22 protein-coding genes are annotated in these 25,852 nt (G+C 63.2%); 13 read left to right on the top strand and 9 right to left on the bottom strand.

All coding sequences use genetic code 11. The features are described from left to right. Positions 1-43 precede the first annotated feature (43 nt). Positions 44-442, bottom strand: coding sequence for a RidA family protein (locus ACPPVR_RS21560; RefSeq protein ID WP_426608601.1), 399 nt, complete (start codon positions 440-442; stop codon positions 44-46). A 148-nt stretch (positions 443-590) separates the two neighbouring features. Between ACPPVR_RS21560 and ACPPVR_RS21555 the strand changes: the two genes are divergently transcribed. Beyond that, positions 591-1,466: a DMT family transporter gene (locus ACPPVR_RS21555; protein WP_426608600.1), complete on the top strand. Its 876-nt coding sequence runs from the start codon at positions 591-593 to the stop codon at positions 1,464-1,466. A 201-nt stretch (positions 1,467-1,667) separates the two neighbouring features. After that, on the top strand, positions 1,668-3,104 hold the full coding sequence (locus ACPPVR_RS21550; protein WP_426608599.1) for a caspase family protein: 1,437 nt from the start codon (positions 1,668-1,670) through the stop codon (positions 3,102-3,104). 56 nt (positions 3,105-3,160) lie between these two features. Here ACPPVR_RS21550 and ACPPVR_RS21545 read toward each other — a convergent pair whose 3' ends face one another. Continuing rightward, positions 3,161-4,120 (bottom strand): LysR family transcriptional regulator, encoded by a 960-nt coding sequence (locus ACPPVR_RS21545; RefSeq protein ID WP_426608598.1) that lies wholly within the window; start codon positions 4,118-4,120, stop codon positions 3,161-3,163. Positions 4,121-4,244: 124 nt separating this feature from the next. Between ACPPVR_RS21545 and solA the strand changes: the two genes are divergently transcribed. The 5 genes from solA (at position 4,245) to ACPPVR_RS21520 (ending at position 8,751) form a co-directional block, all read left to right on the top strand. After that, on the top strand, positions 4,245-5,414 hold the full coding sequence (gene solA, locus ACPPVR_RS21540) for an N-methyl-L-tryptophan oxidase (RefSeq protein WP_426608597.1): 1,170 nt from the start codon (positions 4,245-4,247) through the stop codon (positions 5,412-5,414). 78 nt (positions 5,415-5,492) lie between these two features. Beyond that, positions 5,493-6,305, top strand: a complete 813-nt coding sequence (locus tag ACPPVR_RS21535; RefSeq protein ID WP_426608596.1) for a transporter substrate-binding domain-containing protein — start codon at positions 5,493-5,495, stop codon at positions 6,303-6,305. Positions 6,306-6,404: 99 nt separating this feature from the next. Further along, positions 6,405-7,148: an amino acid ABC transporter permease gene (locus ACPPVR_RS21530; RefSeq protein WP_426608595.1), complete on the top strand. Its 744-nt coding sequence runs from the start codon at positions 6,405-6,407 to the stop codon at positions 7,146-7,148. Continuing rightward, a complete protein-coding gene (locus tag ACPPVR_RS21525) occupies positions 7,145-7,987 on the top strand; it encodes an amino acid ABC transporter permease (protein WP_426608594.1) in 843 nt (280 codons plus the stop codon). Before ACPPVR_RS21530 ends, ACPPVR_RS21525 begins: the two co-directional genes overlap by 4 nt. An 11-nt stretch (positions 7,988-7,998) precedes the next feature. Then, positions 7,999-8,751: an amino acid ABC transporter ATP-binding protein gene (locus ACPPVR_RS21520; protein WP_426608593.1), complete on the top strand. Its 753-nt coding sequence runs from the start codon at positions 7,999-8,001 to the stop codon at positions 8,749-8,751. Positions 8,752-8,829: 78 nt separating this feature from the next. Here ACPPVR_RS21520 and ACPPVR_RS21515 read toward each other — a convergent pair whose 3' ends face one another. From ACPPVR_RS21515 to ACPPVR_RS21495, 5 genes are all read right to left on the bottom strand, one after another. Then, on the bottom strand, positions 8,830-9,072 hold the full coding sequence (locus tag ACPPVR_RS21515; protein ID WP_426608592.1) for a BrnA antitoxin family protein: 243 nt from the start codon (positions 9,070-9,072) through the stop codon (positions 8,830-8,832). Between the two features lie 3 nt (positions 9,073-9,075). Then, entirely contained in the window at positions 9,076-10,053 is a 978-nt protein-coding gene (gene cysK, locus ACPPVR_RS21510; RefSeq protein ID WP_426608591.1) for a cysteine synthase A, read from the bottom strand. A gap of 207 nt (positions 10,054-10,260) precedes the next feature. Then, positions 10,261-11,715, bottom strand: coding sequence for an HlyD family type I secretion periplasmic adaptor subunit (locus ACPPVR_RS21505; protein ID WP_426608590.1), 1,455 nt, complete (start codon positions 11,713-11,715; stop codon positions 10,261-10,263). Then, on the bottom strand, positions 11,702-13,840 hold the full coding sequence (locus ACPPVR_RS21500) for a type I secretion system permease/ATPase (protein WP_426608589.1): 2,139 nt from the start codon (positions 13,838-13,840) through the stop codon (positions 11,702-11,704). The genes ACPPVR_RS21505 and ACPPVR_RS21500 overlap by 14 nt, the downstream gene beginning before the upstream one ends. A gap of 25 nt (positions 13,841-13,865) precedes the next feature. Continuing rightward, a complete protein-coding gene (locus ACPPVR_RS21495) occupies positions 13,866-16,763 on the bottom strand; it encodes a beta strand repeat-containing protein (RefSeq protein ID WP_426608588.1) in 2,898 nt (965 codons plus the stop codon). 267 nt (positions 16,764-17,030) lie between these two features. On the opposite strand from ACPPVR_RS21495, the gene ACPPVR_RS21490 reads away from it, so the two are divergent. Both ACPPVR_RS21490 and ACPPVR_RS21485 read left to right on the top strand, forming a co-directional pair. After that, positions 17,031-18,611, top strand: coding sequence for a winged helix-turn-helix domain-containing tetratricopeptide repeat protein (locus ACPPVR_RS21490; RefSeq protein ID WP_426608587.1), 1,581 nt, complete (start codon positions 17,031-17,033; stop codon positions 18,609-18,611). Between the two features lie 226 nt (positions 18,612-18,837). Then, complete coding sequence (locus ACPPVR_RS21485) at positions 18,838-19,056, top strand: hypothetical protein (protein ID WP_426608586.1); 219 nt, start codon at positions 18,838-18,840, stop codon at positions 19,054-19,056. Between the two features lie 60 nt (positions 19,057-19,116). Here the strand turns inward: ACPPVR_RS21485 and tgt are convergent, their stop codons facing one another. Then, a complete protein-coding gene (gene tgt / locus ACPPVR_RS21480) occupies positions 19,117-20,265 on the bottom strand; it encodes a tRNA guanosine(34) transglycosylase Tgt (protein WP_426608585.1) in 1,149 nt (382 codons plus the stop codon). Positions 20,266-20,498: 233 nt separating this feature from the next. Here tgt and ACPPVR_RS21475 point away from each other — a divergent pair, with 233 nt between their 5' ends. From ACPPVR_RS21475 to ACPPVR_RS21460, 4 genes are all read left to right on the top strand, one after another. Continuing rightward, the gene (locus tag ACPPVR_RS21475; RefSeq protein ID WP_426608584.1) at positions 20,499-21,677 is read left to right on the top strand and encodes a patatin-like phospholipase family protein; all 1,179 of its coding nucleotides are present in this window, start codon (positions 20,499-20,501) and stop codon (positions 21,675-21,677) included. Positions 21,678-21,811: 134 nt separating this feature from the next. Continuing rightward, complete coding sequence (locus ACPPVR_RS21470) at positions 21,812-22,558, top strand: TetR/AcrR family transcriptional regulator (RefSeq protein ID WP_426608583.1); 747 nt, start codon at positions 21,812-21,814, stop codon at positions 22,556-22,558. 325 nt (positions 22,559-22,883) lie between these two features. Beyond that, on the top strand, positions 22,884-23,429 hold the full coding sequence (locus ACPPVR_RS21465) for a PepSY domain-containing protein (protein WP_426608582.1): 546 nt from the start codon (positions 22,884-22,886) through the stop codon (positions 23,427-23,429). Positions 23,430-23,639: 210 nt separating this feature from the next. Then, entirely contained in the window at positions 23,640-24,677 is a 1,038-nt protein-coding gene (locus ACPPVR_RS21460) for an aspartate-semialdehyde dehydrogenase (protein ID WP_426608581.1), read from the top strand. A gap of 99 nt (positions 24,678-24,776) precedes the next feature. Here the strand turns inward: ACPPVR_RS21460 and queA are convergent, their stop codons facing one another. Then, positions 24,777-25,850, bottom strand: coding sequence for a tRNA preQ1(34) S-adenosylmethionine ribosyltransferase-isomerase QueA (gene queA / locus ACPPVR_RS21455; RefSeq protein ID WP_426608580.1), 1,074 nt, complete (start codon positions 25,848-25,850; stop codon positions 24,777-24,779). Between the last annotated feature and the right edge of the window lie 2 nt (positions 25,851-25,852).

Genomic DNA, 25,852 nt, shown 5'->3' with positions numbered 1-25,852 from the left:
GTCACACGACAATCGATCCGGCGACCTCGCCGGATCGATTTTTTTATGCGCTCGGAACGAACGCGGTGACCTCGATCTCGACCTTGGCGCGGTCGTCCACGAGGCCGCCGATATAGAGCAGCGTCGAGGGCGGGAAATTGCGCCCGAGCGTCTCCTTCCAGGCGGCACCAATGCCCGGGCCTGCGGCCTCATATTCGCTGCGGCTGGTCAGGTACCAGGTCAGGCGCACGATGTGCTCCGGGCCGGCGCCGGCCTCTGCGAGAAGCTTGATGATCCGCTTCAGCGCAGTCGCGACCTGGGCCGCCATGTCGGGCGCGTAATTGCCCGTCTCGTCGCCGCCAGTCTGCCCGGCCAGCACCACCCAACGGCCCGGTCCATCCAACACCACACCATGTGAAAAACCGCGCGGCTTCGACCATTCGGCCGGCTGCAAGATGCGCATGGAGATCTCCCGTTTTTTCTCGTTGTTCGATCAAGCCTTAGCACGCCAACCTGCAACGCTGCATCCGCAGATTTGGCCGTTGCAAACCGCGGTGATGTCGCCGATACCGGCCTCCCCTCAGGATTCAACTCTCCCGCACCCCGCATCGATGAGCACGACACCGTCTAAAACGATGGCTGCATTCTGGATGGCCGGCTGGCTGTCGCTGATGTTGATCATGGCGGTCGCCGGGCGCGAGACCACGCGCGAGCTGAACGTCTTCCAGATCATGGAGGTGCGTTCGCTGGCCGGCTTCGTGCTGCTCTCGCCGATCATCTACCGCGCCGGCGGGTTCAAGGTGCTCAGAACGTCGCGCCTGCCGCAGCACATCGGGCGCAATCTGGTGCACTACGTCGCCCAGCTCGGCTGGTTCTTCGCGCTGACGCTGATCCCGATCGGCCAGGTGGTGGCGATCGAGTTCACCATGCCGATCTGGACCGCGATCCTGGCGGCCAGCTTCCTGTCCGAGCGCATGACGCCGTGGAAGATCGCCGCCATCGTGCTCGGCCTTGTCGGTGTGATCGTCATCGTCCGGCCCGCCACCGGCGAGATCAATCAGGGTCAGCTCATCGCGCTCGGCGCTGCCATGGGGTTTGGCGTGTCCATGGCGCTGATGAAATCGCTGACCCGCACCGAGAGCGCGCTGTCGATCCTGTTCTGGATGATCGGGGTGCAATCGGTCACTGGCTTCGTACCGACGTTGTTCGTCTGGACCTGGCCGTCTGCCTATGTTTGGGCATGGATGGGCGTCATTGCCGTCTGCGGCACTTTCTCGCACTACTGCCTCGCCAGCGCGATGCGCTATGCGGATGCGACCATCGTCGTTCCCATGGACTTCCTGCGGGTTCCCCTGACCGCCACCGCCGGCTGGCTGCTCTATTCCGAGCGGCTCGACGCCTGGACCGTGCTCGGCGCGGCCCTCATCCTGTGCGGCAATCTCCTGAACTTGAAACCGGCCGCCCCGGTGCCCGCCCGCGCGCAGTGAACCGCGCGCCGCCTCGGGCGACAAATCAAAGTGGTCGAGCGTGATTTGGATCACGTTGGAGGGGCATTCCATCGTGCACACTCGGCCGCAAGGCAATGGGTTGGGTGAACTGTCGTTTTGCTGGCGCGAAGCCGGGCGTTCTCGTGTAAGTTCGCTGCCAATTTGTTGCTGCCGATTATTCGATTCTGTTGGGGATTTCAGATGCGCGCTCTCACCATCCTCGTTTCGCTGATGTGCATGGCGCTCTCGGTCAGCGCTGCAAAGGCTGACCGCCGCGTCGCCTTCGTCGTCGGCAATGGCGCCTACAAGAACGTCGCGCAATTGCCGAACCCGCCGATCGACGCCAAGGCGATGGCATCCACGCTGCGCAATGTCGGTTTCGAGGTGATCGAAGGATCCAATCTCACCCGTGACCAGATGACCGAGAAGCTCCTGGACTTCGGCCGAAAGGCGCAGGGCTCGGATGTCGCGGTGTTCTACTACGCCGGTCACGGCATCGCGGTCGGCGGGTCCAATTACCTCCTGCCGGTCGATGCCGACATCAAGTCAGAGATGGACGTCAAGTTAGGGGCCGCCATCAACATCGACCTGACGCTCGACCAGACCATGGGCGACGCCAAGGTCAAGCTCGTCTTCCTAGACGCCTGCCGCGACAATCCCTTTGCCGCCAAGATCAAGTCGAACTCGGCCACCCGCAGCGTCAACGTGCAGAGCGGTCTTGCCGAGATGAAGTCAGGCGAAGGCACGCTGATCGCGTTCGCCACCGGCCCGGGCCAGACTGCGCTCGACGGCCAGGAGGGCAACAACAGCCCGTTCACCCGCGCGCTGATCGACAACATCACCAAGCCCGGCGTCGAGATCCAGCAGGCGATGACGTCGGTGCGTGCCCAGGTCAACGAGGAGACCCACAAGGGTCAGCTTCCCTGGGGCCACACCAATTTGATCGGCGCGGTTTATCTCAACCAGGCCCCCACGACCCAGGTCGCCAACGCAGCCCCAACGGCGGCGGCGTCCAGCAGCGCGCCGGCGGCGGCCGCCGCCAGTAGCTCCGACGGTGTCGAGCTCGAATATTGGCGCTCCGTGAAGGAGACGAACAAGCCGGAAGAGCTCAACGCCTACCTCTCCTCCTACCCGAACGGCCAGTTCAAGGCGCTTGCCTTGGCCCGTCTTGCCGCGATCCAGAACGGTCCGTCGACCACGACCCGCAACCTCAATGCCGGCGTCGATCCCGCGACCTTTACCGATGACGCGAGCCAGCTCTCCGAGGACCAAATCGGACTCGACAAGGTTCAGCGCCGCGACGTGCAGCGCCGCCTCAACGGGCTCGGCTTCGACACCAAGGTGACCGGGGCGTTCACCGACGAGACCCGGAGCGTGCTCAAGCGCTGGCAAGCCGCCCGCGGTTATCCGTCGACGGGCTACCTCAACAAGCTCCAGCACAAGGCCCTGCTCTCCGAGATCGTCGCCTCGACCTCGCCGAGCGCCAGTGATGACGGCTCCGACAAGCGGGCTCCCCGCCGTGCCGCCGCACCTTCCAGCGGCGGCGGTGGCGGTGGCCATCGTAGCGGCGGTGACCCCGGTGCGGCCTTCATGGGCGGCGTCGTCGGCGGGATGATGGGCGGCATGTTCCGCCGCTGAGGCGCAAGGCCAGTCACGACATACGAAAGCCCGGCTCGAGCCGGGCTTTTTGCTGGCTAGTAATCCTGGGTGAACCAGGGCACGAGCGTCCGGATACGCGGCATCGCCTGGGTCGTAATGCTCGACCGAGCCATCTCGGCGATGCGCGGCGCCAGCGATGAGAGATCTCCACGGCGCGTCACCAGAAGCAGCTCACGAAAAAACCCAGGGCCTGGCAGAGGGAGAGCGCTGACCTGACCAGCGTGAGCGAGCCCCTGCAACAGACACAGAGGCGTGGTGATCGCGACGCCCATCCCGGTCGCGACCATCGCGACAAGACTGTCCGAGGTGTCAAACTCAAAGGCCCGCGGCGGGCGAATTCCCAGACGGCTCAGATGACGCTCGACCTGAGCACCTGCATAGGAACGCTCGCTGTACCGGACCAGGCGATGTCGCGCGAGGATCTCCCGCAGATCAAGGCCGGCAAATTCGGCCTCCATGCCGCGCGGCACCACCAGCAGATTTGGCTCGCGATAGAATGGGAAGCGCTCGACATCATACAGGTCATCCATCGCATCGCATGTGATCGCGGCGTCGATCTTGCGATTCATCAGCGCCTCGGCATGCGAGTGAGCAAGGCCCGACCATACGGACAGACTCAGCGCGATCTCGCCCGTCATGAGCTCTTTAACGAGGTGCGCGCCGACCGTGGCGGCATAGGAGTCGACGAGACCGAGCCTCAGATCAACACGTTCAGACTGTTCCGCCGCGACCCGGAGCGCGCTGAGAAGCGCATCAAAGTCGCGGTTCAGATCGAGAACTCGGCTTGCGAGGATGCGCCCCGCCCGGGTCGGCGTGAGCGGCCTGCGAGTACGATTAAAAAATGCGACGCCGACCGAGGCTTCCGCACGCCGCACCGCCTGAGATACCGCGGATTGCGTCATCCCGAATTGGCGGGACGCTTCGAGCATGCTGCCGGAGTCCGCGACCGCAGCGACAATCTGCAAGCTTCGCAGGTCTGGAATGGGTGACGCCATGCAGCAACTTAAGCAAAAGTCACGTCGGTATGCAAATTCTCTTAATTATATGAATTATTCTTGTCGAAGAGCCGATTAAGCCGGCAAGCTCTGCATCATCCTAATAATTGAGCAGCTTCAAGTCATGCACGAGCGAGCGGATATTCTGGTGATCGGCCTCGGCGCCATGGGCAGCGCGGCCCTCTATCAACTGGCCAAGCGAGGGGTCAAGGCGGTCGGCCTGGATCGCTTTGCCCCTCCCCACATGATGGGATCCAGCCACGGCGAAACCCGCATCACCCGTCAGGCCGTCGGTGAAGGCCGCGATTACGTGCCGCTGGTGCTGGATACGCACCGGATCTGGCGCGAGCTCGAAGCCGAGACGTCTGACCAGCTCCTGAATCCATGTGGCCTCGTCGTCATGGCGCCCGGCGTTGGCGAGACATCGCACCACGGCAAGCCGGATTTCGTGGCACGTTCGATTGGTGCGGCTCGTGATTTCGGCATCGCACATGAAGTGATCGACGGACGAGAGGTGGCTTATCGGTTCCCGCAATTCTTGAACCTTGAGGGCAACGAGAAGGCCTATTACGAGCCCGGCGGGGGTTACGTTTTTCCGGAACGTTGCATCAAGGCGCAATTGACGCGCGCGGAGCAGCTCGGAGCCGTGATCCGCACGGGGGTCGAAGTCCTCTCGATCGCGCAGACGGGCCCTGTCGTTCGTGTGGAGACGTCCTCAGGCAGCTTCGTAGCGGACCAGCTGGTCGTGTCGGCAGGCGGCTGGAATGCTCATCTACTCGGCGCGCCATTTGACCGTTTGCTCTCGGTGAAGCGTCAGGTGCTCCATTGGTACGAGCTCGAGGACACAAGCGCATATCGTGCAAACGCCCCGGTGTTCATCTGGATGCATGGCGCGGCGGATGTCGATTACCTCTACGGCTTCCCGCCCCTGCCGGGCGATCGTCGCCTCAAGGTAGCGACCGAGCAGTACGAAACCAGCACGACGGCCGATACCATCGACCGCACGGTCGATCCGGCGGAGTCGGCCAAGATGTACCGGGAGCACGTCGAGGGGCGGCTCGCGGGCGCTACGCCCCGCGTCGCGCAGGCCGCCGCCTGCCTCTACACGGTAACACCCGATCGGGGCTTCATCATCGACCGACACCCCGACCAGGACAGAGTCTTTGTCGTCTCGGCGTGCTCCGGTCACGGCTTCAAGCACTCAGCGGGCATCGGAAACGTCGTGGCCCAGATGACGGCCGAAGGTCGAAGCTCGATCGACCTTACTCCATTCTCCGTGTCCCGTTTTTTGTGACGTCTGGCACGAACCTTGTACTGCGAATAGAGTGCGCGTCCGGCGCGTCGTGATTTCAATCCTTGGAGGTGTCATCCGATGAGAAATGTGCTCCGTTCCATGATGACAGGTGCAACGGTGCTGCTGATGCTCGGCAGCGCTCAAGCGGCCGACGGCGTCGATGCCATCAAGCAGCGCGGCACGTTGAACGTCGGCGTCAAGGCAGATTACAAACCTTTTGGATACCGCGATCCCTCCGGAAATGTGGTCGGTATCGAGCCAGATCTCGCCGCCGATATTGCCAAGCGCCTCGGCGTCAAGCTCGAGCTCATTCCAGTCGGGGCCTCGAATAGAATCGAGTTTCTTCAGCAGGGAAAGATTGATCTGCTGATTGCGACCATGTCGGACAGGCCGGAACGCCGCCGTGTCGTTCAGGCCATCGAACCCCTGTATTATTCAGACTATGTGAACATCCTTCTCAACAAGAAGGCGGGCATCAAAGACTGGGCCGATCTCAAGGGAAAACCCGTATGTGCAACATCGGGCGCCTGGTACAACAAGGACGTTGCCAAATCCTACGGCCCCGAAATTGTTGCGTTTGACGGTTCGGAGAAGCCTCTGTTTGCCATGAAGCAGGGCAACTGCATCGGCTATGTCTACGATCAGACCTTCCTGCAAGGCAAGCTGCTCGAGGATGAGTGGAAGGAGGACTATGCCCTTCCCCTGAAAGGTGTTCTGCCTTCGCCATGGATGATCGCTGTCGCGCTCGATAACGCCAGTCTTCAGAAGCTGCTCGAAGATGCGACCAAGGACTGGATGAAGACCGGCTTCATTGTGGCGGCAGAAAAGAAGTGGGGCATCACGCCGACCGAATATTCGTTGCTCATGCACGAGCAATACAAGGACAAATAGACGCGTGAAGCGGAGCGCCGGATCCGTCTTGCGCTATGAACTGCTCAAGCCAATGCACTGATCCGAGGTGATTGCCTCAACAATTCGGTGTCGCGTAAAATGCAGGCAATCGGCAACTGGTTTCAGCAGCTCTATGAATCGACGGGGCTGAACTTTTCAATATTCTACGATGCGTACGACTGGGACCGTTATCTCGGCGGACTCAAGATGACGCTGTTTCTGAGCGTCACGACCATCGTGCTGAGCCTGATCATCGGCGCGGCAGGTGCCTTGATGCAGGGTAGTCCGTCGCGATTGTTGCGGCTCGCCGTCAATGCTTTCGTCGTGGTGTTCCGCAACACACCACCATTGGTGCAGATCTTTTTCTTCTATTTTGGCCTTGGCACCATGCTCCCGGCGGTGGAAGCGGCGGGCATGCGCGTTCCACTACTGAGCAACGTCCAGTGGGCGATCATTTCGTTGTCCCTGTTTGCGGCCGCTTTCAACGTGGAGATCTTCCGCTCCGGCATCGAGGCCGTGCCGAGGACAACCGTGGAAGCCGCCGAGGCGCTGGGATACACGCGTCTCAAGGCCTACGTTCATATTGTTCTTCCGCTGGCCGTTCGCGTATGCCTTCCTGCATTGAACAACAACCTCGTGAATCTGCTCAAGACGACGACGCTCGCATACGCAATCGCAGTTCCCGAAACGTTGTACGCGGTCAAACAGATCTGGTCGGAATCGCAAAACGTTCTCGAGATGATGGTCGTATTGCTTGCGACCTATGGCATCCTTGTAGGGGTCCTCGTCTGGCTGATGCATCGCTGGGAGCGGGCGATGCGCATTCCGGGGTACGGGCGATGAAAACCGTGGAGCCCGCGGACCGCTTTCCCGTCCTTCTGCCGTATCGTCACGCAGCTGTCCGGACGCCGGTCCGGATCGGCCCGCTGTCCGCCGCAGCCCTCTGCTTCTGCGGCGTCATGGTTGCGTCCGCGGCCTGGGGGCAGACCGGACCGACGATGCTGTCCCCGTTTCAGGTCATCGTGAAGTGGTCACCGCTCCTGCTGCGAGGGTTCGCTTTCAATATCCTGATCTCCCTGCTGGCCATGCTGCTGGGCACGGTCGCCGGTCTCGGTCTGGGTCTGGCCCTGTTGTCGCAGTTCCGGTTGCTCGCGAGTATCAGCTGGCTCGTGACCCAATTTTTTCGCAACGCGCCATGGCTGGTGTTGTTGTTCTTCGTCATGTTTCTGGTGCCCTTCCAGATCACTATCTTCAAGACGACCATCCCGTTGCCGGACTGGATCAAGGCGACCGTGGGCTTCGCCTTGCCTGTCATGGCGAACGTCGCCGAGGTCGTACGCGGAGCCGTGCGCTCCGTTCCGTCGACGCAATGGGAGGCGGCTGAATCGCTGTCATTCACGCGGCGCCAGATGATGTGGCTGATCATACTGCCGCAGTGCATTAAGCGAATGCTGCCGCCCTGGATGAACATTTATGCTCTTGTCGCCATGGCGACGGTGCTCGCATCGATCGTGGGCGTCTCGGAAATGCTCACGCTGACGGCGCAGGTGCATGCCGCCGAAGGCGGCAGGCCAGAACTGTTCGCGCCGCTCTACGGCTTCGCCCTGCTGTGTTTCTTTCTCTACTGCTATCCGATCAACCTCTGGACGGCTCGCCTCGAGCGCCGGTTCCGCATACGCTGAGGGAGCAGAGCATGGCCACGAGCTGGACCCCGGATCAGCCCATCGTTCAATGCGCTGACGTCAGAAAATCATTCGGTGCTCTCGAAGTTCTGAAAGGCATCAGCCTGTCGGTCCGGAAGGGCGAGGTGATCTGTATCATCGGCCCGTCGGGATCAGGGAAGTCCACACTGATCCGCTGCATCAATGCTCTACAGCCGATCTCATCCGGCAGCATTCAAATCGAAGGCATCGAGGTTTCCGATCCCAGGCTCGACAAGCTGGCGCTGCGCCGCAAGGTCGGGATGGTATTCCAGCAATACAACCTGTTCCCGCACAAGACCGCGCTCCAGAACGTGATGATGGCGCCGATCCATGTTCTCGGCCAGAAACGCGCCGAGGTCGAAGTGCGCGCCCGAGCGCTGCTCGCAAAGGTGCGGCTCGCAGGAAAGGAGGACAGCTATCCCGGTGAACTCTCCGGCGGACAGCAGCAGCGCGTGGCCATTGCCCGTTCGCTGGCGATGCGGCCTGACATCATGCTGTTCGACGAAGTTACGGCCGCCCTCGATCCGGAGACGGTCAAGGAGGTCCTGGTCACGATCCGGGAGCTCGCCGAGGACGGAATGACATGCCTCCTCGTCACCCATGAAATGAACTTCGCGCGCGAAGTCGCCGATCACGTCTACTTCACCGACCGCGGTGTCATTGTCGAGCACGGGCCGCCGGAAACACTGTTTACGGCGGCCAAGGATGAGCGCACGCAGCAGTTCTTGTCGCAGGTCCTCTGAGCTAGCTGCGAGGATTCCGTCTAAAACTCGCAGCCGAGCGCATCGGTTCGAACGACCACCCGGTCCGGCAGTGAAAGCCTACTTCCCCGCCGCCTTGCGCAGGGCGTCGTTGATTCGGTCCTGCCAGCCAGGACCGCCCGCCTGGAAATGCTCCAGCACGTCCTGGTCGATCCGCAAGCTGACCTGCTCCTTGATCCCCGGCGCGACGTTCTGCTTCGGCGGCGCTTCGGCGACCTTGGCGGTCACCTTCTTGAACGCCGCCTCGGCTTCGGTGCGCGCGTCGCCCAATGTCCGCGGCCGCCTCGGTGGTAGATCCGCCATCTGCTAGATTCCCTCAAACAAAGCCGTCGAAAGATAGCGCTCGGAGAAGGACGGCACCACCGCCAGGATGGTTTTTCCCGCAGCTTCCGGCCGCTTGCCGATTTGGAGGGCAGCCGCGATCGCGGCACCCGAGGAGATCCCGCCGGGAATGCCCTCATGCCGTGCCAGCGCCCGCCCGGTCTCGATCGCGGTCGTCGAGTTGATCTTCACGATCTCGTCGATCACGGCACGGTCAAGGATATCGGGGACGAAGCCGGCGCCGATGCCCTGGATCTTGTGCGGCGTGTGCTGGCCGCCGGAAAGCACCGGGCTCTCCTCCGGCTCGACCGCCACCACCCGTAACGACGGTTTGCGCGGCTTTAGCACCTGGCCGACACCGGTGATGGTGCCGCCGGTCCCGACGCCGGCGACGAAGAAGTCGATGTTGCCGCCGGTGTCGTTCCAGATCTCCTCTGCGGTGGTGCGACGATGCACCTCGGGATTGGCGAGGTTCTTGAACTGCTGCGGCATCACCGAGTTCGGCGTGGTCTTCAGGAGCTCCTCAGCCGTAGCGATCGCGCCCTTCATGCCTTGGGCGGCCGGCGTCAGCACCAGTTCGGCGCCGAGGAAAGCCAGCATCTTCCGCCGCTCGATCGACATCGATTCCGGCATCACCAGCTTCAGCCGGTAGCCGCGCGAGGCGGCGACGAAGGCGAGCGCGATGCCGGTATTGCCGGAGGTCGGCTCGATCAGCACGGTGTCCGGCTTGATGATGCCGGCCTTCTCCATGGCGATGATCATGGCCGCACCGATGCGATCCTTCACGCTCGCTGCCGGATTGAAATATTCAAGTTTTGCCAAAATAGTCGCGTTGACGCCATGCATGCCCGGCAGCCGGCGCAGTCGCACGATCGGCGTGTCGCCAAAAGCCTCGACGATCGAGTCATAGATCCGGCCACGGCCGGCTTGGTGCGCTGCACCCGTGTTGGACGATGCGTCCATGATGAACTCCCTGTGGCGACAAATTGCGCGCCGTTTGCTGCTTTTGCGCAGTTACAGGCAGCCAGTGACGACACGCAAGCAACAATGCGGCGCAGCTTGAATTTGCTGCGCCGCAAAATCGCTTGAGCGACAAATATCAGAAAACCAGCGCGTTGGCGAAGCCAGGATCAGCACCGTGACCAACAACAAGGCAGCTATTGGAGCTACTCACCGCTCGTGCAGCGTTTCCTGCCGGTATCGCAACAGTGGCGACAGCAGATAGCTCAGGATTGTGCGTGACCCCGTCTTGATTTCCACGGTCACCGCCATCCCTGGCGACAGATTGACCATCCTGTCATCGATCTGCATCTGGGTGCGGTCGAGCGAAATGCGCGCGCTGTAGTTGAGTTCCTGCCCCTTCGGCTCGCTGGTTTCATTCTGGGTCCCCAGCTGCCGATCATTGGAGCGATCCTGTTGCCGGTCGCGGATGACGGCATCCTGCGAGACCGTGATGACCTGGCCGTGCAGGAGGCCATAGCGGGTGAAATTAAAGGTATCGATCTTGATCTCCGCCTCTTGCCCGGCATGGATGAAACCGATGTCTCGGTTCGACACCATGGCCTCGATCTCCAGCCGGCTGTCGCTTGGCACCACCACCAGCAGCGACTGCGCCGGCGTGACGACGCCGCCAACCGTGTGGACCGCAAGCTGCTGCACCACGCCGTCTACGGGGGCGGTCAGCAATTGAAGCCTGGTCCTCTGCTCGGCCTTGATCAAATCCTGCGACAGGCCGTTCGCCTTCTGCTCGGCCTTGGCCAATTCGTCGGCCAGCGCATGGCGATATTCCGCCGTTGCCTGGTTGCGCGTCTCGCGGATCGCGGCGATGGCCGCTTCGGTCTCGTGCAAATGGCTCTTCTGAACGCTGAATTCCTCCTGCTGCTCAACCAATAGCTGGAGCACCTCGAAATAACTGAGTTTGGAGCCCAGCTCCTTCTCCACCAGAGTCTTGCGAATGTCGACGCGCGACTGGATCACCGGAATGATCGTCTCGAGCTTGTGGATCGTGGTTGCCGTCGTGGCCTGCTCGGCCTCCTTCTGCGCCTGTTGGCGCGTGAGAGCCGCGATCTTGGCACGGTGCTCGGTCATCTGGTTGAGCAAGAGCTGGCGCTGGGTCGCGACCAACTCCGGGTCCGCGCCGGCGGGCGCGACGAAATCAGCCACGGGATCATCGCCGCCGCCAAGTGCCGCCCGCAATCGCGCGATGTTGAGCCGCTCGGCGACCAGGTCATTGCGCGAATGATCGCGCTCGGCCTCGTTCGCGGTCGGATCGAGCTCGATCAGAACCTCGCCTGCCCTGACCGGCTGCCCATCCTGCACCTTGATCGAACGCACCACCCCGGTCTCGAACGGCTGGATCACCTTGACACGACTGCTAGGCAGGATCTTTCCGCTTGCCGAAGCAACGATGTCGATGGTGCCCCACCAAGCCCAGACCAGCGCCGCACAAAACAGCGCAATGATGACGGCACCAATCGCGCGCTTGATTGGCGAAGGCGGCGTCTCCACGATTTCAAGCGCCGCCGGCAGGAATGCCAATTCGTCACGGCGGCGCTGTTGCGCATGCCGAAACGGAATGACGCCTGCCGTCGACTGGGTGCTCGTCGCTGATTCAGCCGGCTTCATGGAATCCCCCTTGCAGCCGGTGCAACGAAGCATAACGGCCGCCGGTTTTGATGAGTGCGTCGTGGCTGCCGTCCTCGACCAGACGGCCACGATCGAGCGTGACGATCCGGTCCATCGCCCGCACCGTCGAGAGCCGGTGCGCGATGATCAACACGGTTCGCCCCTTGGCGATGTCCTTCATGTTCTGCTGAATGATGCGTTCGCTCTCATAGTCGAGCGCACTGGTGGCCTCGTCGAAGATCAAGATGCGCGGGTCGGTGACGAGCGCACGGGCGATCGCGATACGCTGGCGCTGCCCGCCCGAAAGCGTCGAGCCGCGTTCACCGACCACGGTGTCGTATCCCTCGGTAAGTTCGAGAATGAATTCGTGCGCGCCCGCAAGTCGGGCCGCCGCGATGACGCGTTCCATCGGCATCGCAGGATCGGCGAGCGCGATATTGTCGCGGACCGAGCGGTTGAACAGCACGTTTTCCTGCAGGACGACGCCGATCTGGCGGCGCAGCCAGGCCGGATCGGCCATCGCGAGGTCCATCCCGTCCACCAGCACGCGTCCGCGCTCCGGGACGTAAAGACGCTGCACCAGTTTGGCGAACGTGCTCTTGCCCGAGCCGGACGGCCCTACGATGCCGACGGTCTGGCCGGCCGGCACGTCGAAGCTGACATCGTGCAGGACCTCCTGCCCGTCGATGCGATAGCGAAACGAGACGTGATCGAACCTGATGTCGCCCCGGATCGCCGGCAGCCGTGCACGGCCCGCCGAATAGGTCGGCTCGGCAGTGGTATTGAGGATGTCGCCCAGCCGCGCAATCGACAGCCGCGCCTGGTGAAAATCCTGCCAGATCTGCGCAAGCCGCAGCACCGGCGCGCTCACGCGGCCAGCCAGGATGTTGAAGGCGACGAGTTCGCCGACCGAAAGGCTGCCGTCAATGACGAGCTTGGCGCCGAAATAAAGAATGCTCGCCGTGACGATCTTGCTGACGAGCTGCACCGTCTGGCTCGCACTGTTGCCAAGACTGAGCACCCGGAAGCTCGCAGCCACATATCCTGCGAGCTGCTCCTCCCAGCGGCGCTGCATCTGTGGCTCGACCGCCATCGCCTTGAGGGTCTCGATACCGGTCACGCTCTCGACCAGAAAGGCCTGGTTCTCGGCGCCGCGCTGGAATTTCTCGTTCAGCCGCCGCCGGAACAGCGGCGTTGCCCCGGCCGATATCGCGATGTAGAACGGGAACGAGCCAAGCACGATCCAGGTCAAAAGCGGCGAGTAGAGGAACATCACTGCCAGGAAGACGAAGGTGAAGAACAGGTCGATGACGAGTGTCAGCGCCGAGCTGGTGAGAAAATTCCGGATGTTCTCCAATTCGCGCACCCGCGCCACCGAATCTCCGACGCGCCGCGCCTGGAAGTAGGCCATCGGCAATGCCAGCAGGTGGCCAAACAAGCGAGCGCCGAGTTCGACGTCGATGCGGTTGGTGGTGTGCGAAAACAGATAGGTCCGGAGGATTCCCAGCGCGGTCTCGAAAACCGAGATGGTCACCAGCCCGAGAACGAGTACGTCGAGGGTGCTGAGGGAACGATGTACCAGCACTTTGTCTATGACGACCTGGAAGAACAGCGGCGAGACCAGGCCGAGCAGTTGCAGAAAGAACGAGCCGAGCAGGACCTCGCTCAGGAGATGACGATATTTGTGGATCGCTCCCAGAAACCAGGTGACGTCGAACCGCCGGGTAACGTCGGACAAACCGGCACGACGGGTCATCAGGATCAGCCCGCCGTCCCAGATCGCCGTCAGTTCGTCCCGCGTCATCAACACCGGCCGGGGCGCCAGCGGCGACTGAACCAAAGCCCTGCCCGCGTCGGCCTTGGCGATCAAGAGGAAGCCGCCATCGCGCAAGCGCGCGATGGCCGGCAAGGGCGTGCTGGCAAGCCGCGACCAGTCCGTTCGATAGGCGCGTGCCTTGAGCCCCAATTCCTTGGCGCACCGGAGCATCTCCGGTGCGCCGATCTTGTCTGTTCCCAGCCGATGCGCGATCTGTCCGGCATCGGCGGCAACGCCCTGGAGATGCAGCAGCGTCACAAGGGCTTCCAGACCAGGATCGGTCGGTCTGCAGTCAGTTTCGGTGCTCATGGGTGCTCTCCAGGGCCAGGTCGCATCAGGCGTGCGGCTGTGCCAGCTGCGAATGCTGGCTGGCCGAAGGATCGGCGATCGGCACAGCGCCGAGCCCCTCACCTGCCGAGACGAAGCTCGACGCCATGAACTGACCCAGCAGCGCTGCACCTGCGGCTGGCGAAGCGTCGCCAACGGCGCTGTTGCGGCTCACCGGCGCTTGCAGGACGGTGTTGCTGCCGGTTCCTCCGTCGAGGATGTCCTGCCCGCCACCACCGATCAGGATGTCATCTCCCGCGCCGCCACTGAGCGTGTCGTTACCCGCGCCTCCCAGCAGAACGTCCGCGCCGTCGCCGCCGTTTTCGGTCACCTGGATGCCGGCCGGCAGCCCGGAGGCGTTGATGACATCGTCACCGCCGAGGCCATTGATGACGATGCGGTCGTTGGAGTCGAATCCAGCGATCGTCACGTCCGTCGCCAGACCCGACACCGTGACCACACCGTTGCTCTCGGTGATGTTGATCACGTCGTCGCCGTTGGTCGCGTTGATGACGATCGTGTCCGCACTGCCGTCGCTGGCGCCGCTGCCTGGCGTCGCCGCCAGATCGATAGCGACGTGCCGCACGTCGGTTTTCGACAAATCGTCTACCGTGATAGTGTCCGCACCGCCCAGGGCATTGACATCGATGGTCTCGATATTTTTCAAGTCCATCGTGACATTGCCGACGTCGCGGAACAATTTCGCCCGCGAGCCGTCCGCCGAGATATCGATGTTCTCGCCGACGTTGGAGCCATTGAACAGCAGCGTGTCATTGCCGGCACCGCCATTGACGGTATCGCTGCCGTCGCCGGGGTTCCAGACAAACGTGTCGTCGCCGGCACCAAGGTTGGCCACGTCATTGCCGCGCCCGCCGTTAACGAAGTCGTTGCCCGCGCTTCCGGTGATGGTGTCGTTACCGTCGCCGCCGTTGATGGTGAGGTTGACCTGGCCGGCGTGGAGCCCGGACGCGTCGATGATGTCATCCCCGCCCAATCCATTGACGACAAGCGAGTCCGTGCCGGCATCAACGCCCTTGATCGACACCTGCGCTGCCAATCCGTTGACCAGGATCGACGAGCCGCTGCTGACGACACTGACGTGGTCGTCGCCGGCGGTGCCGTTGACGATCACGGTGTCCGGTTGCGCGTCGCCCTGCCCGCTGCCCGGCGTCGCCGACAAATCGATGGCGACCTGCTTGACGTCGGTTCCTGTGAGGTCGTTAACCGTGACGGTGTCAGCGCCGCCAAGCGTCGCGAGCTGGATGTGCTCGATGCCATTGAGGTCCATCGTGACATTGCCGACGTCGCGGAACAACCTGGCCCGCGAGCCATTGGCCGAGATGTCGATATTCTCCGACGCGTTGGAGCCATTGAATACCAGCGTATCGGTACCGGCCTGACCCTCGACCACGTCGCTGCCGTCGCCCGGATTCCAGACGAAGGTGTCGTTGCCGTTTCCGAGGAATGCCACATCGTTGCCGCGGCCGCCGACCACGGTATCATTGCCGTCACCGCCGATCAGCGTGTCGTCGCCCTGGCTTCCGGTGATGGTGTCGTTTCCGGCACCGCCATCGATGGTGAGGCCGATGACGCCGGCCGCTAGGCCGGCAGCGGTGATGACGTCGTTGCCCGCACCGCCGTCAACGATGAGCCGGTCGTTGGCTCCCTCGGAGCCGGCGAGCGTAACGGTCGCGGGCAGGCCGGCGACCGTGACCGAGCCTCCGGTTCCGGATATCTGAATATTGTCGCTGCCGTTGGCACCGTTGACGGTCACGGTATCGGCCGCGCCGTCACCTGTGCCGCTGCCAGGTTGGCTTGCCAGGTCAAGCGCGACCAGAGTGACGCCGGTGCCGGTGAGGTCGCCGACATTGATGTTGTCTGCACCGCCGAGCGCGTTGAAATTGATGTGCTCGATGCCGTTGAGATCCATCGTGATATTGGCGACGTCGCGGGTGAACTTCACCCGGCCGTGGTTGGCTGTGATACCGATGTTCTCGTTGATGTTGGCGCCGTTGAAGACCAGCGTATCAGTGCCGTCCTGACCTTCGACGGTGTCGCTGCCGTCACCCGGATTCCAGATGAACGTATCGTCGCCATTGCCGCCCAGCAGGGTGTCATTGCCGCGGCCGCCGGTAATGACGTCATTGCCGTCTCCGCCAATCAGCCTGTCGTTGCCGTCGCCGCCCGTGATGGTGTCGTTGCCAGCGCCACCGTCGACCGTGAGGTTGATGAGTGCCGCGAGGCCGTTTCCGGCCGTGAAGGTGTCGTCGCCGCCGTTCATGTTGAGCACCAAATTCTCAGTGGTGCCGATGTCCAGCGAGAACGGCGCAGGGCTGATCCGGTCGAACCGCACGCGGCTGCCGTTGGCCGTGAGCGTGAATGTCTCGGCGCCGTTGCCGCCGTTGACCTCGGCGGTGTCGATGCCGTCGCCACCCTCCATGAGATCGGTGCCCTCGCCAGGATTCCAGATCATCCGATCATTACCGGCGCCACCGAACATCTGGTCGTCGCCGGTGCCGCCGATCAGCGTGTCGTTACCGTCGCCACCGAACAGCAAGTCATTGCCACCCTTGCCTTCGAGGATGTCGTTGCCCGCACCGCCAAACAGCTGGTCGTTGCCCGAGCCGCCGATCAGCGTGTCGTTGCCTGCGCCACCAAACAGTTGCGCAGCCGGCAACGCGCCATTGGCTTCGTCGAGTGAAATCGTATCGTTGCCGCCCTGGCCGAACACCTGGATGATTCCAGTGTTGGCGACCGTCGGCCGGTCGCCCGCTATGGCGACGGCGCCGCCGTTGACAAGAATGTTACCGGCCGCATCTCGGCTGGTAACGATGGTGTTACCGACGTTGTCGTCAAACACCGATAGCACGCCGGCACCTTTGGAAAACGTAGCTTGGGTCGCCATCGTCATGATCCTTCTACAAGTCTCAGTCCCTCGATCGGAGTGCTTAGCGGTAACTCTCGCCGAAGACTTGAAGCCGGGCTTTAGGCCAGCGTGAATTCTTCTGAAGAGATCCTTCAGATTTCCTGTCTGTGCTATGTTGATCACCAAGCCGTCATCTGCCCTCTCTCCGGCGCAGCCAACGAGCGGCAACTGCGAGGAAGCGCGTCTCGTTTCATTTCTTTCAGCTCAATGGCGGCAGTCGCGCCGATCCGCTTTTTGGACACTCGCGTGCAGTTTATTTTTGCCGACCATGTGCTGGACACTGAGCGCCGCGAGCTGCGGCGCGGCACCCAATTGATCGCGGTCGAACCGCAAGTGCTCGACGTCTTGGTTCATCTGGTGCAGAACCGCGATCGCGTTGTCAGCAACGATGACCTGATCGCTTCGGTCTGGGGCGGCCGCGCCGTGTCGGATGCAAACCTGACAAGCCGCATCTATGCAGCGCGCAAAGCGTTGGGTGACGACGGCCAGCACCAGACGCTGATCCGCACCATAGCCCGCAAGGGTCACCGCTTTGTCGGCGCCGTGCGCGTGCAGCCGGCGGCCGGCAATCACGTGGCGCCAGCCATCGGACTGCCGTCAGCCGACCCCAAGGAGGAGTTGCGACCGACCTTGCCGCTGCCCGACCGGCCCGCCATCGCCGTCTTGGCCTTCGTCAACATGAGCGGTGATCCCGATCAGGAATATTTCTCCGACGGCATCAGCGAGGACATCATCACGGCGCTGTCCAAGCTGCGCTGGTTCTTCGTGATCGCGCGCAACTCGTCCTTCGTCTACAAGGGCACAGCCGTTAACATCCAGAAGATTGGCGAGGAGCTCGGCGTCGGCTACGTGATGGAGGGCAGCGTCCGCAGGGATGGCGACCGCGTCCGCATCACGGCCCAGCTCAATGACGTTGCTACCGGCAGCCACGTCTGGGCGGAACGTTACGATCGCGGTCTCCGCGACGTCTTCGCTGTACAGGACGAGATCACCGAGGCGATCACCGCCTCGATCGAGCCGCAGCTCTATGCCGCCGAACATTTCCGCTCCAAGCGTAGGACGCCGGACAGCATGGACGCCTGGGCCTTGGTGATGCGGGCACTGTCGCATTTCTGGCGTCTCACGCGCGAGGACTATATCGCCGCACAAGAGTTGCTGGAGAAGGCTATCGCGATTGATCCCGACTACGGCCAGGCGCTCGGCGTTCTCGCGACCAGCCACGCCTTCTGCGCCTATAATGGCTGGGCCGATATGGCAACTGCGGTTCGGATCGCCGAAGGCGCGGCGATGGCGGCGATCCGTGCCGACAGCGAGGACCCCTGGGCGCACCTCGCGCTGGCGTGCGTTCACATACTGCTACGGCGTTACGACGATTCCCTTGCCGCGTTCGAACTGGCCCTTAGCCTCAATCCGAACTTTGCGCTGGCTCAGAGTGTGTACGGCCTGGCGCTGGCGTTCAGCGGCCGATGGGAGGACGCCGGCGCTGCCACCGCCCGGGCACTGCGCCTGAGCCCGCGCGATCCGTTTTCGGCGATTTACAACGGCATTGCGGCATACGCCCAGTTCGTTGGACGCAATTATGCGGAGACAATGCGGCTGGCGCGCGCGAGTATTCGCCTGCGCAGTGATCACGTCGGTGGCTACCGCATGCTATGCGCCGGCGCCGCCATGGCCGGACACGCCGACATCGCCACGTCCGCGCTGGATGCACTGCGACGCGCGCAACCCAATTTCTCGCTGGCCTGGATCGCGGCCAATATGCCGTTCAAACACGATGCTGACCGCGATCACTATCTGGAAGCCTTTCGCCGCGCCGGACTGGACTAGCTGCAACGCGGGGATCTGGACCATCATCACTCTGCACAGCACCAACGCAGCGGCGATGAATGGGCGCGCCGTCCTATCGCAACGCACGCGAATTGTTTGCGCTGCGATATAAGGAGAACGCATTGCCGTGATGGCAATTTTATAAAACCAACGCTTTTGTGTTGCGACCTCGTCAACTGATTCTGCTTATGTTAGACTTAGGTCTCAAAGCAGGGAGGTCACCACGATGTCAGCAGCCGCTGAAGTGTTGTCGACCGTAGTGCCTAAGCGCGATCCGCGTTGCAGCGAGTTGCCGACCTGTCCTGTTTGCGCCGACTCCATGGTCGCCGCCGAAGCCTCTGCCTATGTCTCCGACCACATGATCAGCTATCTCTGGACCTGTGACACTTGCGGCTATGGTTTCGTGACGAAGCACGCCGTCAAGCAGCGTTTCGTCTGCAATTGACTTCTATTTTTCGAGCATGATCTCGTCGGAAAACCGCTCCACAGTTTTCCGGATCATGCTCTAACGCGGGGCGATGTCGCCCCTCGCCCAGTCCTCACGCGTACGCCGGTAGAACTCGTCGAACGTTCCGTGTGCGATCGCATCCCTGATGCCATGCATCAGGGACTGGTAGTAGGCAATATTGATCTCGGACAGCAGCATCGCCCCCAGCGTCTCGCCGGCCTTGACGAGATGGTGCAGGTAGGCGCGCGCGTAGTTGCGCGCCGACGGCCATGAGCTCTCGTCGTCGAGCGGACGCGGATCGTCGGCGTGGCGCGCATTGCGCAAATTCACCTGGCCGAAGCGGGTGAAGGCGACGCCGTGCCGGCCATTGCGCGTCGGCATCACGCAATCGAACATGTCGATGCCGCGCTTCACCGCTTCGAGGATGTCGTCCGGCGTGCCGACGCCCATCAGATAGCGCGGCCGGTCTGACGGCAGCGCCGGCGCGGTCTCGTCGATCATCGCCAGCATCACCGCCTGCGGTTCGCCGACGGCAAGGCCGCCGATCGCATAGCCGTGGAAGCCGATCTCGACCAGACCTTCTGCGCTGGCGTGGCGAAGCTGCGGCACGTCGCCGCCCTGCACGATGCCAAACAGCATATAGCCATCCGGCGCGCTCTCGAACGCGCGCTTTGAGCGCTCGGCCCAGCGCAGCGACAAGCGCATCGCGCGCTCGATGTCGTCGCGCTCGGCCGGCAGTCGCACGCATTCGTCCATCTGCATGGCGATGTCGGAGCCGAGGAGACGCTGCACCTCGATCGAACGCTCCGGCGACAGCTCGACCTTGGCGCCGTCGATATGCGAGCGGAAGGTGACGGCGTGCTCGGTGACCTTGCGCAGATCCGACAGCGACATCACCTGGAAGCCGCCGGAATCCGTCAGCATCGGCCCGTTCCAGCCAGTGAAGCGCTGCAGGCCGCCAAGCGCAGCAATGCGTTCCGCACCGGGCCGCAGCATCAGATGATAGGTGTTGCCGAGCACGATGTCGGCACCGGCGTCCCGCACCTCACGCCAGTGCATGCCCTTCATGGCACCGGCGGTGCCGACCGGCATGAAGGCCGGCGTCCGCACCACGCCGTGCGGTGTGGTCAGGCGGCCGGTGCGCGCCGCCCCGTCGGTGGCGAGCAGCTCGAAATGATTGGAAAGGCTGTTATCGGAAGTATCCATGGCGGTGCTTATTGCGTGTCGGGACAGGCCGATCAACCGCCGAGTTGGCAAGGTTCCGGGCATCCTGCCGGTCCCAGGCCGGACACAATTGGGCCGCGGGAGTGCCCCGCCGCCGGCGCTTGTTAAACAAAACGATACCGTATAGTTCTATCAGACGACTGGGCCAGGATGGAATGCCGGCGAGGCGCAATAACGCCGCGGCCGTGCGCAGCGTATGCGGTGATTGACGGCGAATGCCTTCCCCTGTTGTTCAGACTGGATCGATCCCTGTCCACGGCCGGATCGGGAGGACAGGCCGTCGCCTGCTCAGATCGGCCGCCCTGGCATTGAGCCTCGCGCTCGGCGCCTGCACGTCGCTGCCGCGGACGCCCTACACAGCTGCCGATGCCTCTGACGCCCGCGTCCTCGATATCGAGGGCTTGCGGCGCTACACGGACGAGCCCGTGACGAAATTCAGCTTCGAGAAGGACAACAGCAGCTCGAACAGGAGCTACCTGGCGCTGTCGGGCGGCGGCGCCGACGGCGCCTACGGCGTCGGCGTGCTGAATGGCTGGAGCACGGCCGGCACCCGGCCCGCCTTCTCGGTCGTCTCCGGCGTGAGCACCGGCGGCCTGATCGCTCCCTTTGCGTTTCTCGGACCGCAATATGACGACACGCTCAGAGAGCTCTACACCAGCGGCATCGCCGAAAGCCTGCTGAGCGATCCCAGCATCATGCGTGTGCTGTTCAGCTCCGGCCTGTTCGGCAACACGCGATTGCGCGAGCTCGTGGCGCGCTATGTCGGGCCGGAGATCATGGCGCAGGTCGCCCGCGAAAACGCCAAGGGGCGACGGCTGCTGGTGGTCACGACCGATCTCGACACCCAGCGAACTGCCATCTGGGACATGGGCAAGATCGCCACGGTCGGCACGCCCGAGGCGCTCAAACTGTTTCGCGACGTGATGGCGGCCTCCGCCAGCATTCCCCTGGTGTTTCCGCCGATCATGATCGAAGCCGAAGGCCAGGGCCGCAAGTTTCAGGAGATGCATGTCGACGGCGGCGTAACCGCCCCGGTGCTGACGCTGCCGGAGGCCCTGCTCGACCAGGGACGCCTGCCCGGCAACGCGAAGATGGACATCTACATTCTCGTCAACAAGAAGATCGAACGAAACTTCGAGCTTGTCGCCAACGGCACGATCGATGTCGCCTCACGCAGCCTGTCCTCGATCACCCAGTCGCAGACACGCTCGATCATCTTCTCGACCTACGATTTCGCCAAGCGCAACCGCCTGGGCTTCCACCTCTCCTACATCGCGCGCGATTATCCGGCGGCGACCTCGGAAGGCTTCGACACCGCCTACATGCGGGCGCTGTATCAATACGGGTATGAAAAGGCGGCAGCCGGCCAGGCCTGGACCTCGACGCTGCCCTAAGACCCGCGCGGCGGAACGACGTCGTACCGTGACCGTTGACGACACGGCCAATTCGGCCAGATTCGCGATGACGCCCCGGTTGCTGCACGTTATAGAGCAATGATCATTGTGACGACCGCGCAGGAATCATTGGCATGGGATTGACTGCGACCAAGACAAGAACGGCAGCGCCACGGCGCGAGGTGTCGAAATCGCGCGGCGGCCGGCCGACGAAAAGCGCAGCGATCGAGCGCGACCAGCGCCTGATCGAAGTCGCCACCCGCCTGTTCCTGGATCGCGGTTTTGACGCAACCTCGCTCGATGCGGTTGCGGAAGCAGCCCGGGTGAGCAAACCCACCGTCTATGCCCGCTACGGCGACAAGCGCGGGCTGTTCACGGCAGTGCTAAGGCGCGAGATTGCACGCTGGCTTGCGCCGCTGTCCGCCGCGGCCGAGACTCAACTCGGCAGCTCGTCCGATATCTCGGTCGAGCAGCGGCTGGTCGAGATCGGGCGCGAGATGCTCACCTTCACCTGCGGGCCGGACGCCATGGCCTTCAGCCGCATGATGACGTCACAGGCGATCAACTTTCCCGACATCGCCAAGCTCGGCAAGGAAGAAGGCTGGCTGAAGGCTGTCGCCACGACCACGCGCTTCTTCGATCATCTGGTGGCGCAAGGCGCGCTCGGGGTCGACGACACCACCATTGCAGCCGAAGTGTTCCTTGACGTCGTCGTCGGCCACACCCACCGCATGGCGACGTTCGGAACGTCGATGGAACTCAAACCCGCCGAGAAGCGGATGCGGGCGGCGATCAAGCTGTTCCTGGCCGGCGCGCTGGGACCTGCCGACCGCATCAAGGATGCCGCCAAAAACGCGCCGCGCCGCCGCCCGTCCCGCTGACAATCCCGTGAATTGGCGAACTGTCCCCAAGGCGCCCTGAAACGCGCATTTGACCAAAATAAAACGATACGGTATGGTTTCATTATAAACGGCGCGGCCACTTTTTCACCAGCCCCAAAGAGGTTCGTGCTGTTTCGAACGCCGCAGCGGGCACAACCTGCTATGACGCTCCGCGGCCGGCCATTGCCCAAGGTCGGCCGCGAATTCTTTACGATCATCCGGCACACTCGCCGACGAAGGTTACGAGCATGCCAAGGTTGCGAGCATGAAGGCAGCACGACGACACCCCTGGACGTTGTTTGCGGTCGCTCTCGCGGCGTTGCTCATGGCCGCACCGGCGCGGGCGGTCGTCTCGGCCGACGGCACGCCCACCGCCCTCCACGGCGACACAGATGGTGATGCCGCAGCCGACCGCCAGGCGGTCAGCCGCGAGATCGAGCGCTTCCGCAGCTCGTCGATCTCGATCGGCCAGGCCATGGCCATTGCCGAAGCGCGGCACGCCGGCGCCACCACGGCGGATGTGAGTTTTGACGGAGCCTCGGGCGTGCCGGTGTTCCGGGTGAAGACCCTGCACAATGACCGGATCTGGCGCCACACCATCAATGCCGCGACCGGCGAGTTCGTCGGCGGGGAAGCCGCCCTCCCCCTCGCCGAGCTCGACGGCGACGATCGCAGCAATCTCGCAGCGCTCGGCGCGATCAGGCACCGCCTTGCGGACGCCGTGCGCGTCGCCGAGCATGCGGCCTCGGGCAAGGCCATTAGCGGCGGCCTCATCCGCGAACGCGGCCGGCTCAATTTCGCGATCGTCGTCATCAGCGGCGACGACCTCAAGGAGGTCATCCTCGAGCCGCCCGGCGCGCGGACCAAATAGCGCAGGCCACAATCCCGCCGAAAAGCCATTGACGGGCACAAGACTCTCCCGCATAAGTCGCCGCCATGTTCACGACCACCAAACGCACGACTAAAACCACCACGGCCTTCGGGGCCCGGGGAGGCGTGCGCGCATAGTCGTCGACTAAACGCATCAGCTCTACCGAAGCCCCGCCCTCTGGTCCGGGGCTTTTTTGTTGTCTGCAACTCAATGGAGGACAAAGTGAGTAACGATCCCGTCGTCGCGATTGTCGGCGTCACCGGTGCGGTGGGCGCCGAATTCATCGCCACCATGGACAAGCGCGGCTTTCGCGTCGGCAAGCTCAAGGCACTCGCCAGCGCTCGCTCGGCCGGCAAGACAGTGTCGTTCCGCAGCAAGGACGTCGTCATCGAGGAACTGACCGAGCGCGCCTTCGAGGGCGTCGACATCGCCCTGTTCTCGGCCGGCGGCAGCATTTCGAAGAAGTACGCGCCGATCGCAGTGAAGTCCGGCGCGGTCGTCGTCGACAACTCCTCCGCCTTCCGGATGGATCCGAACGTGCCGCTGGTGATCCCCGAGATCAACGCGGGCCGCATTCGCGACCACAAGGGCATCATTGCCAACCCGAATTGCGCCGCGATCACCGCGCTGGTGCCGCTCTGGCCGATCCACCAGAAGAACCGCATCAAGCGCGTCATCATCTCGACCTACCAGGCGGCTTCCGGCGCCGGCGCCGCCGCAATGGACGAGCTCGTCGAGTCCACCCGCGCCAATCTCAATGGGCAGGTCTATACGCCCAAGGTGATGCCGCACCCCTACGCCTTCAACCTGTTCAACCACAACACGGCCGTCGACCCCGAGACCGGCTACAACGACGAAGAGACCAAGGTCATCAAGGAGACCCGCAAGATTTTTGAGGACGAGAACATCGCGATCGGCGTCACCTGCGTCCGCGTGCCGGTGCTGCGCGCCCATTGCGAGGCCATCACCTTCGAATGCGAGAAGCCGATCAGCGAGGACCAGGTCCGCGCCATCATGGCGCAGGCCCCGGGCGTGAAGGTGGTCGACGATCGCGTGAAGAACTACTTCCCGATGCCGATCGATGCCTCGGGCCAGGACGACGTCCTGGTCGGGCGCATCCGCAAGGATCTGAGCGACCCTAGCGGGCATTCGATCTCGATGTTCGTGGCGGCCGATCAGCTGCTCAAGGGCGCGGCTCTCAACGCGGTGCAGATCGCGGAGCTGTTGCCGCAGCGGGTGATGGCGTAACGCAGCGCTCGTAGGGTGGGCAAAGGCGCGCAAGCGCCGTGCCCACCACTTCTCTCGGCCATTCGAGAAAGACGGTGGGCACGCTTCGCTTTGCCCACCCTACGGCTCTGCCCGAAACAGCAGGCACGCATCCCCGTACGAATAAAACCGGTAGCCTTCCGCGATCGCGTGCGCATACGCCTGCTGCATGGTCTCGAGCCCGGCGAATGCCGACACCAGCATGAACAGCGTCGACTTCGGCAGGTGGAAATTCGTCATCAGCAAGTCGACGGCGCGGAAGCGATAGCCGGGCGTGATGAAGATCGACGTCTCCGCAGCGAAGGGCTGGATCGTGCCGTCCTCGTTAGCTGCGCTTTCGAGCAGCCGCAATGACGTGGTGCCAACGGCGATGATGCGGCCGCCGTTCTTGCGCGCGGTGTTGAGCCGTTCCGCCGTCTCGGCCGAGATCGTCCCCCACTCGGCGTGCATCTTGTGGCCTTCGGTGTCGTCCACTTTCACCGGCAGAAAGGTCCCTGCCCCGACATGCAGCGTCAGGCGGTTGACGCCCACACCGCGGTCGCGCAACGCCTGCTCCAGCGCCGGTGTAAAGTGCAGGCCCGCGGTGGGAGCCGCGACCGCGCCTTCGTTGGCGGCAAACATCGTCTGATAGTCGGCGAGATCCTGATCATCCGGTGTGCGCTTGGAGGCGATGTAGGGCGGCAGCGGCGGGCTGCCGAGATCGGCGATCGCCTGATCGAGCGCAGGGCCGTGGAACGAGAATGACAGCGTCACCTCACCCTCCGCGCCCTTGGCCTCGACCTCGGCATCAAGATGGCCAAGCAGGCAGACCTTGCCTTCGTTGCCGAAGCGGATGCGGTCGCCGGCCACGAGCTTTTTTGCCGGCTTAACCAGCGCCTGCCAGCGCGAACCGTCGAGACGCTTGATCAGCGTCGCCTCGATCTTCGGCTCGGTCTCGCGGCCGATGCGGCGGCCCTTGAGCTGCGCCGAAATCACCTTGGTGTCGTTGACGACGATCTGATCGCCGGGCTTCAGCCATTGCGGCAGGTCGGAGATGATCTGGTCGCGCAGCGCGCCACCGTCCACGACCAGCATCTTCGCCGAGTCGCGCGGGCTCGCCGGGCGCAACGCGATGCGCTCGGCGGGCAGATCGAAATCGAAGAGGTCAGTGCGCAATT

This window comes from Bradyrhizobium sp. McL0616, from assembly GCF_049993385.1.
In the GTDB taxonomy this organism is placed as follows: Bacteria; Pseudomonadota; Alphaproteobacteria; order Rhizobiales; family Xanthobacteraceae; genus Bradyrhizobium.
Note: the sequence above shows the minus strand (reverse complement) of the source record. Positions and strands in the feature narration are given on the sequence as shown.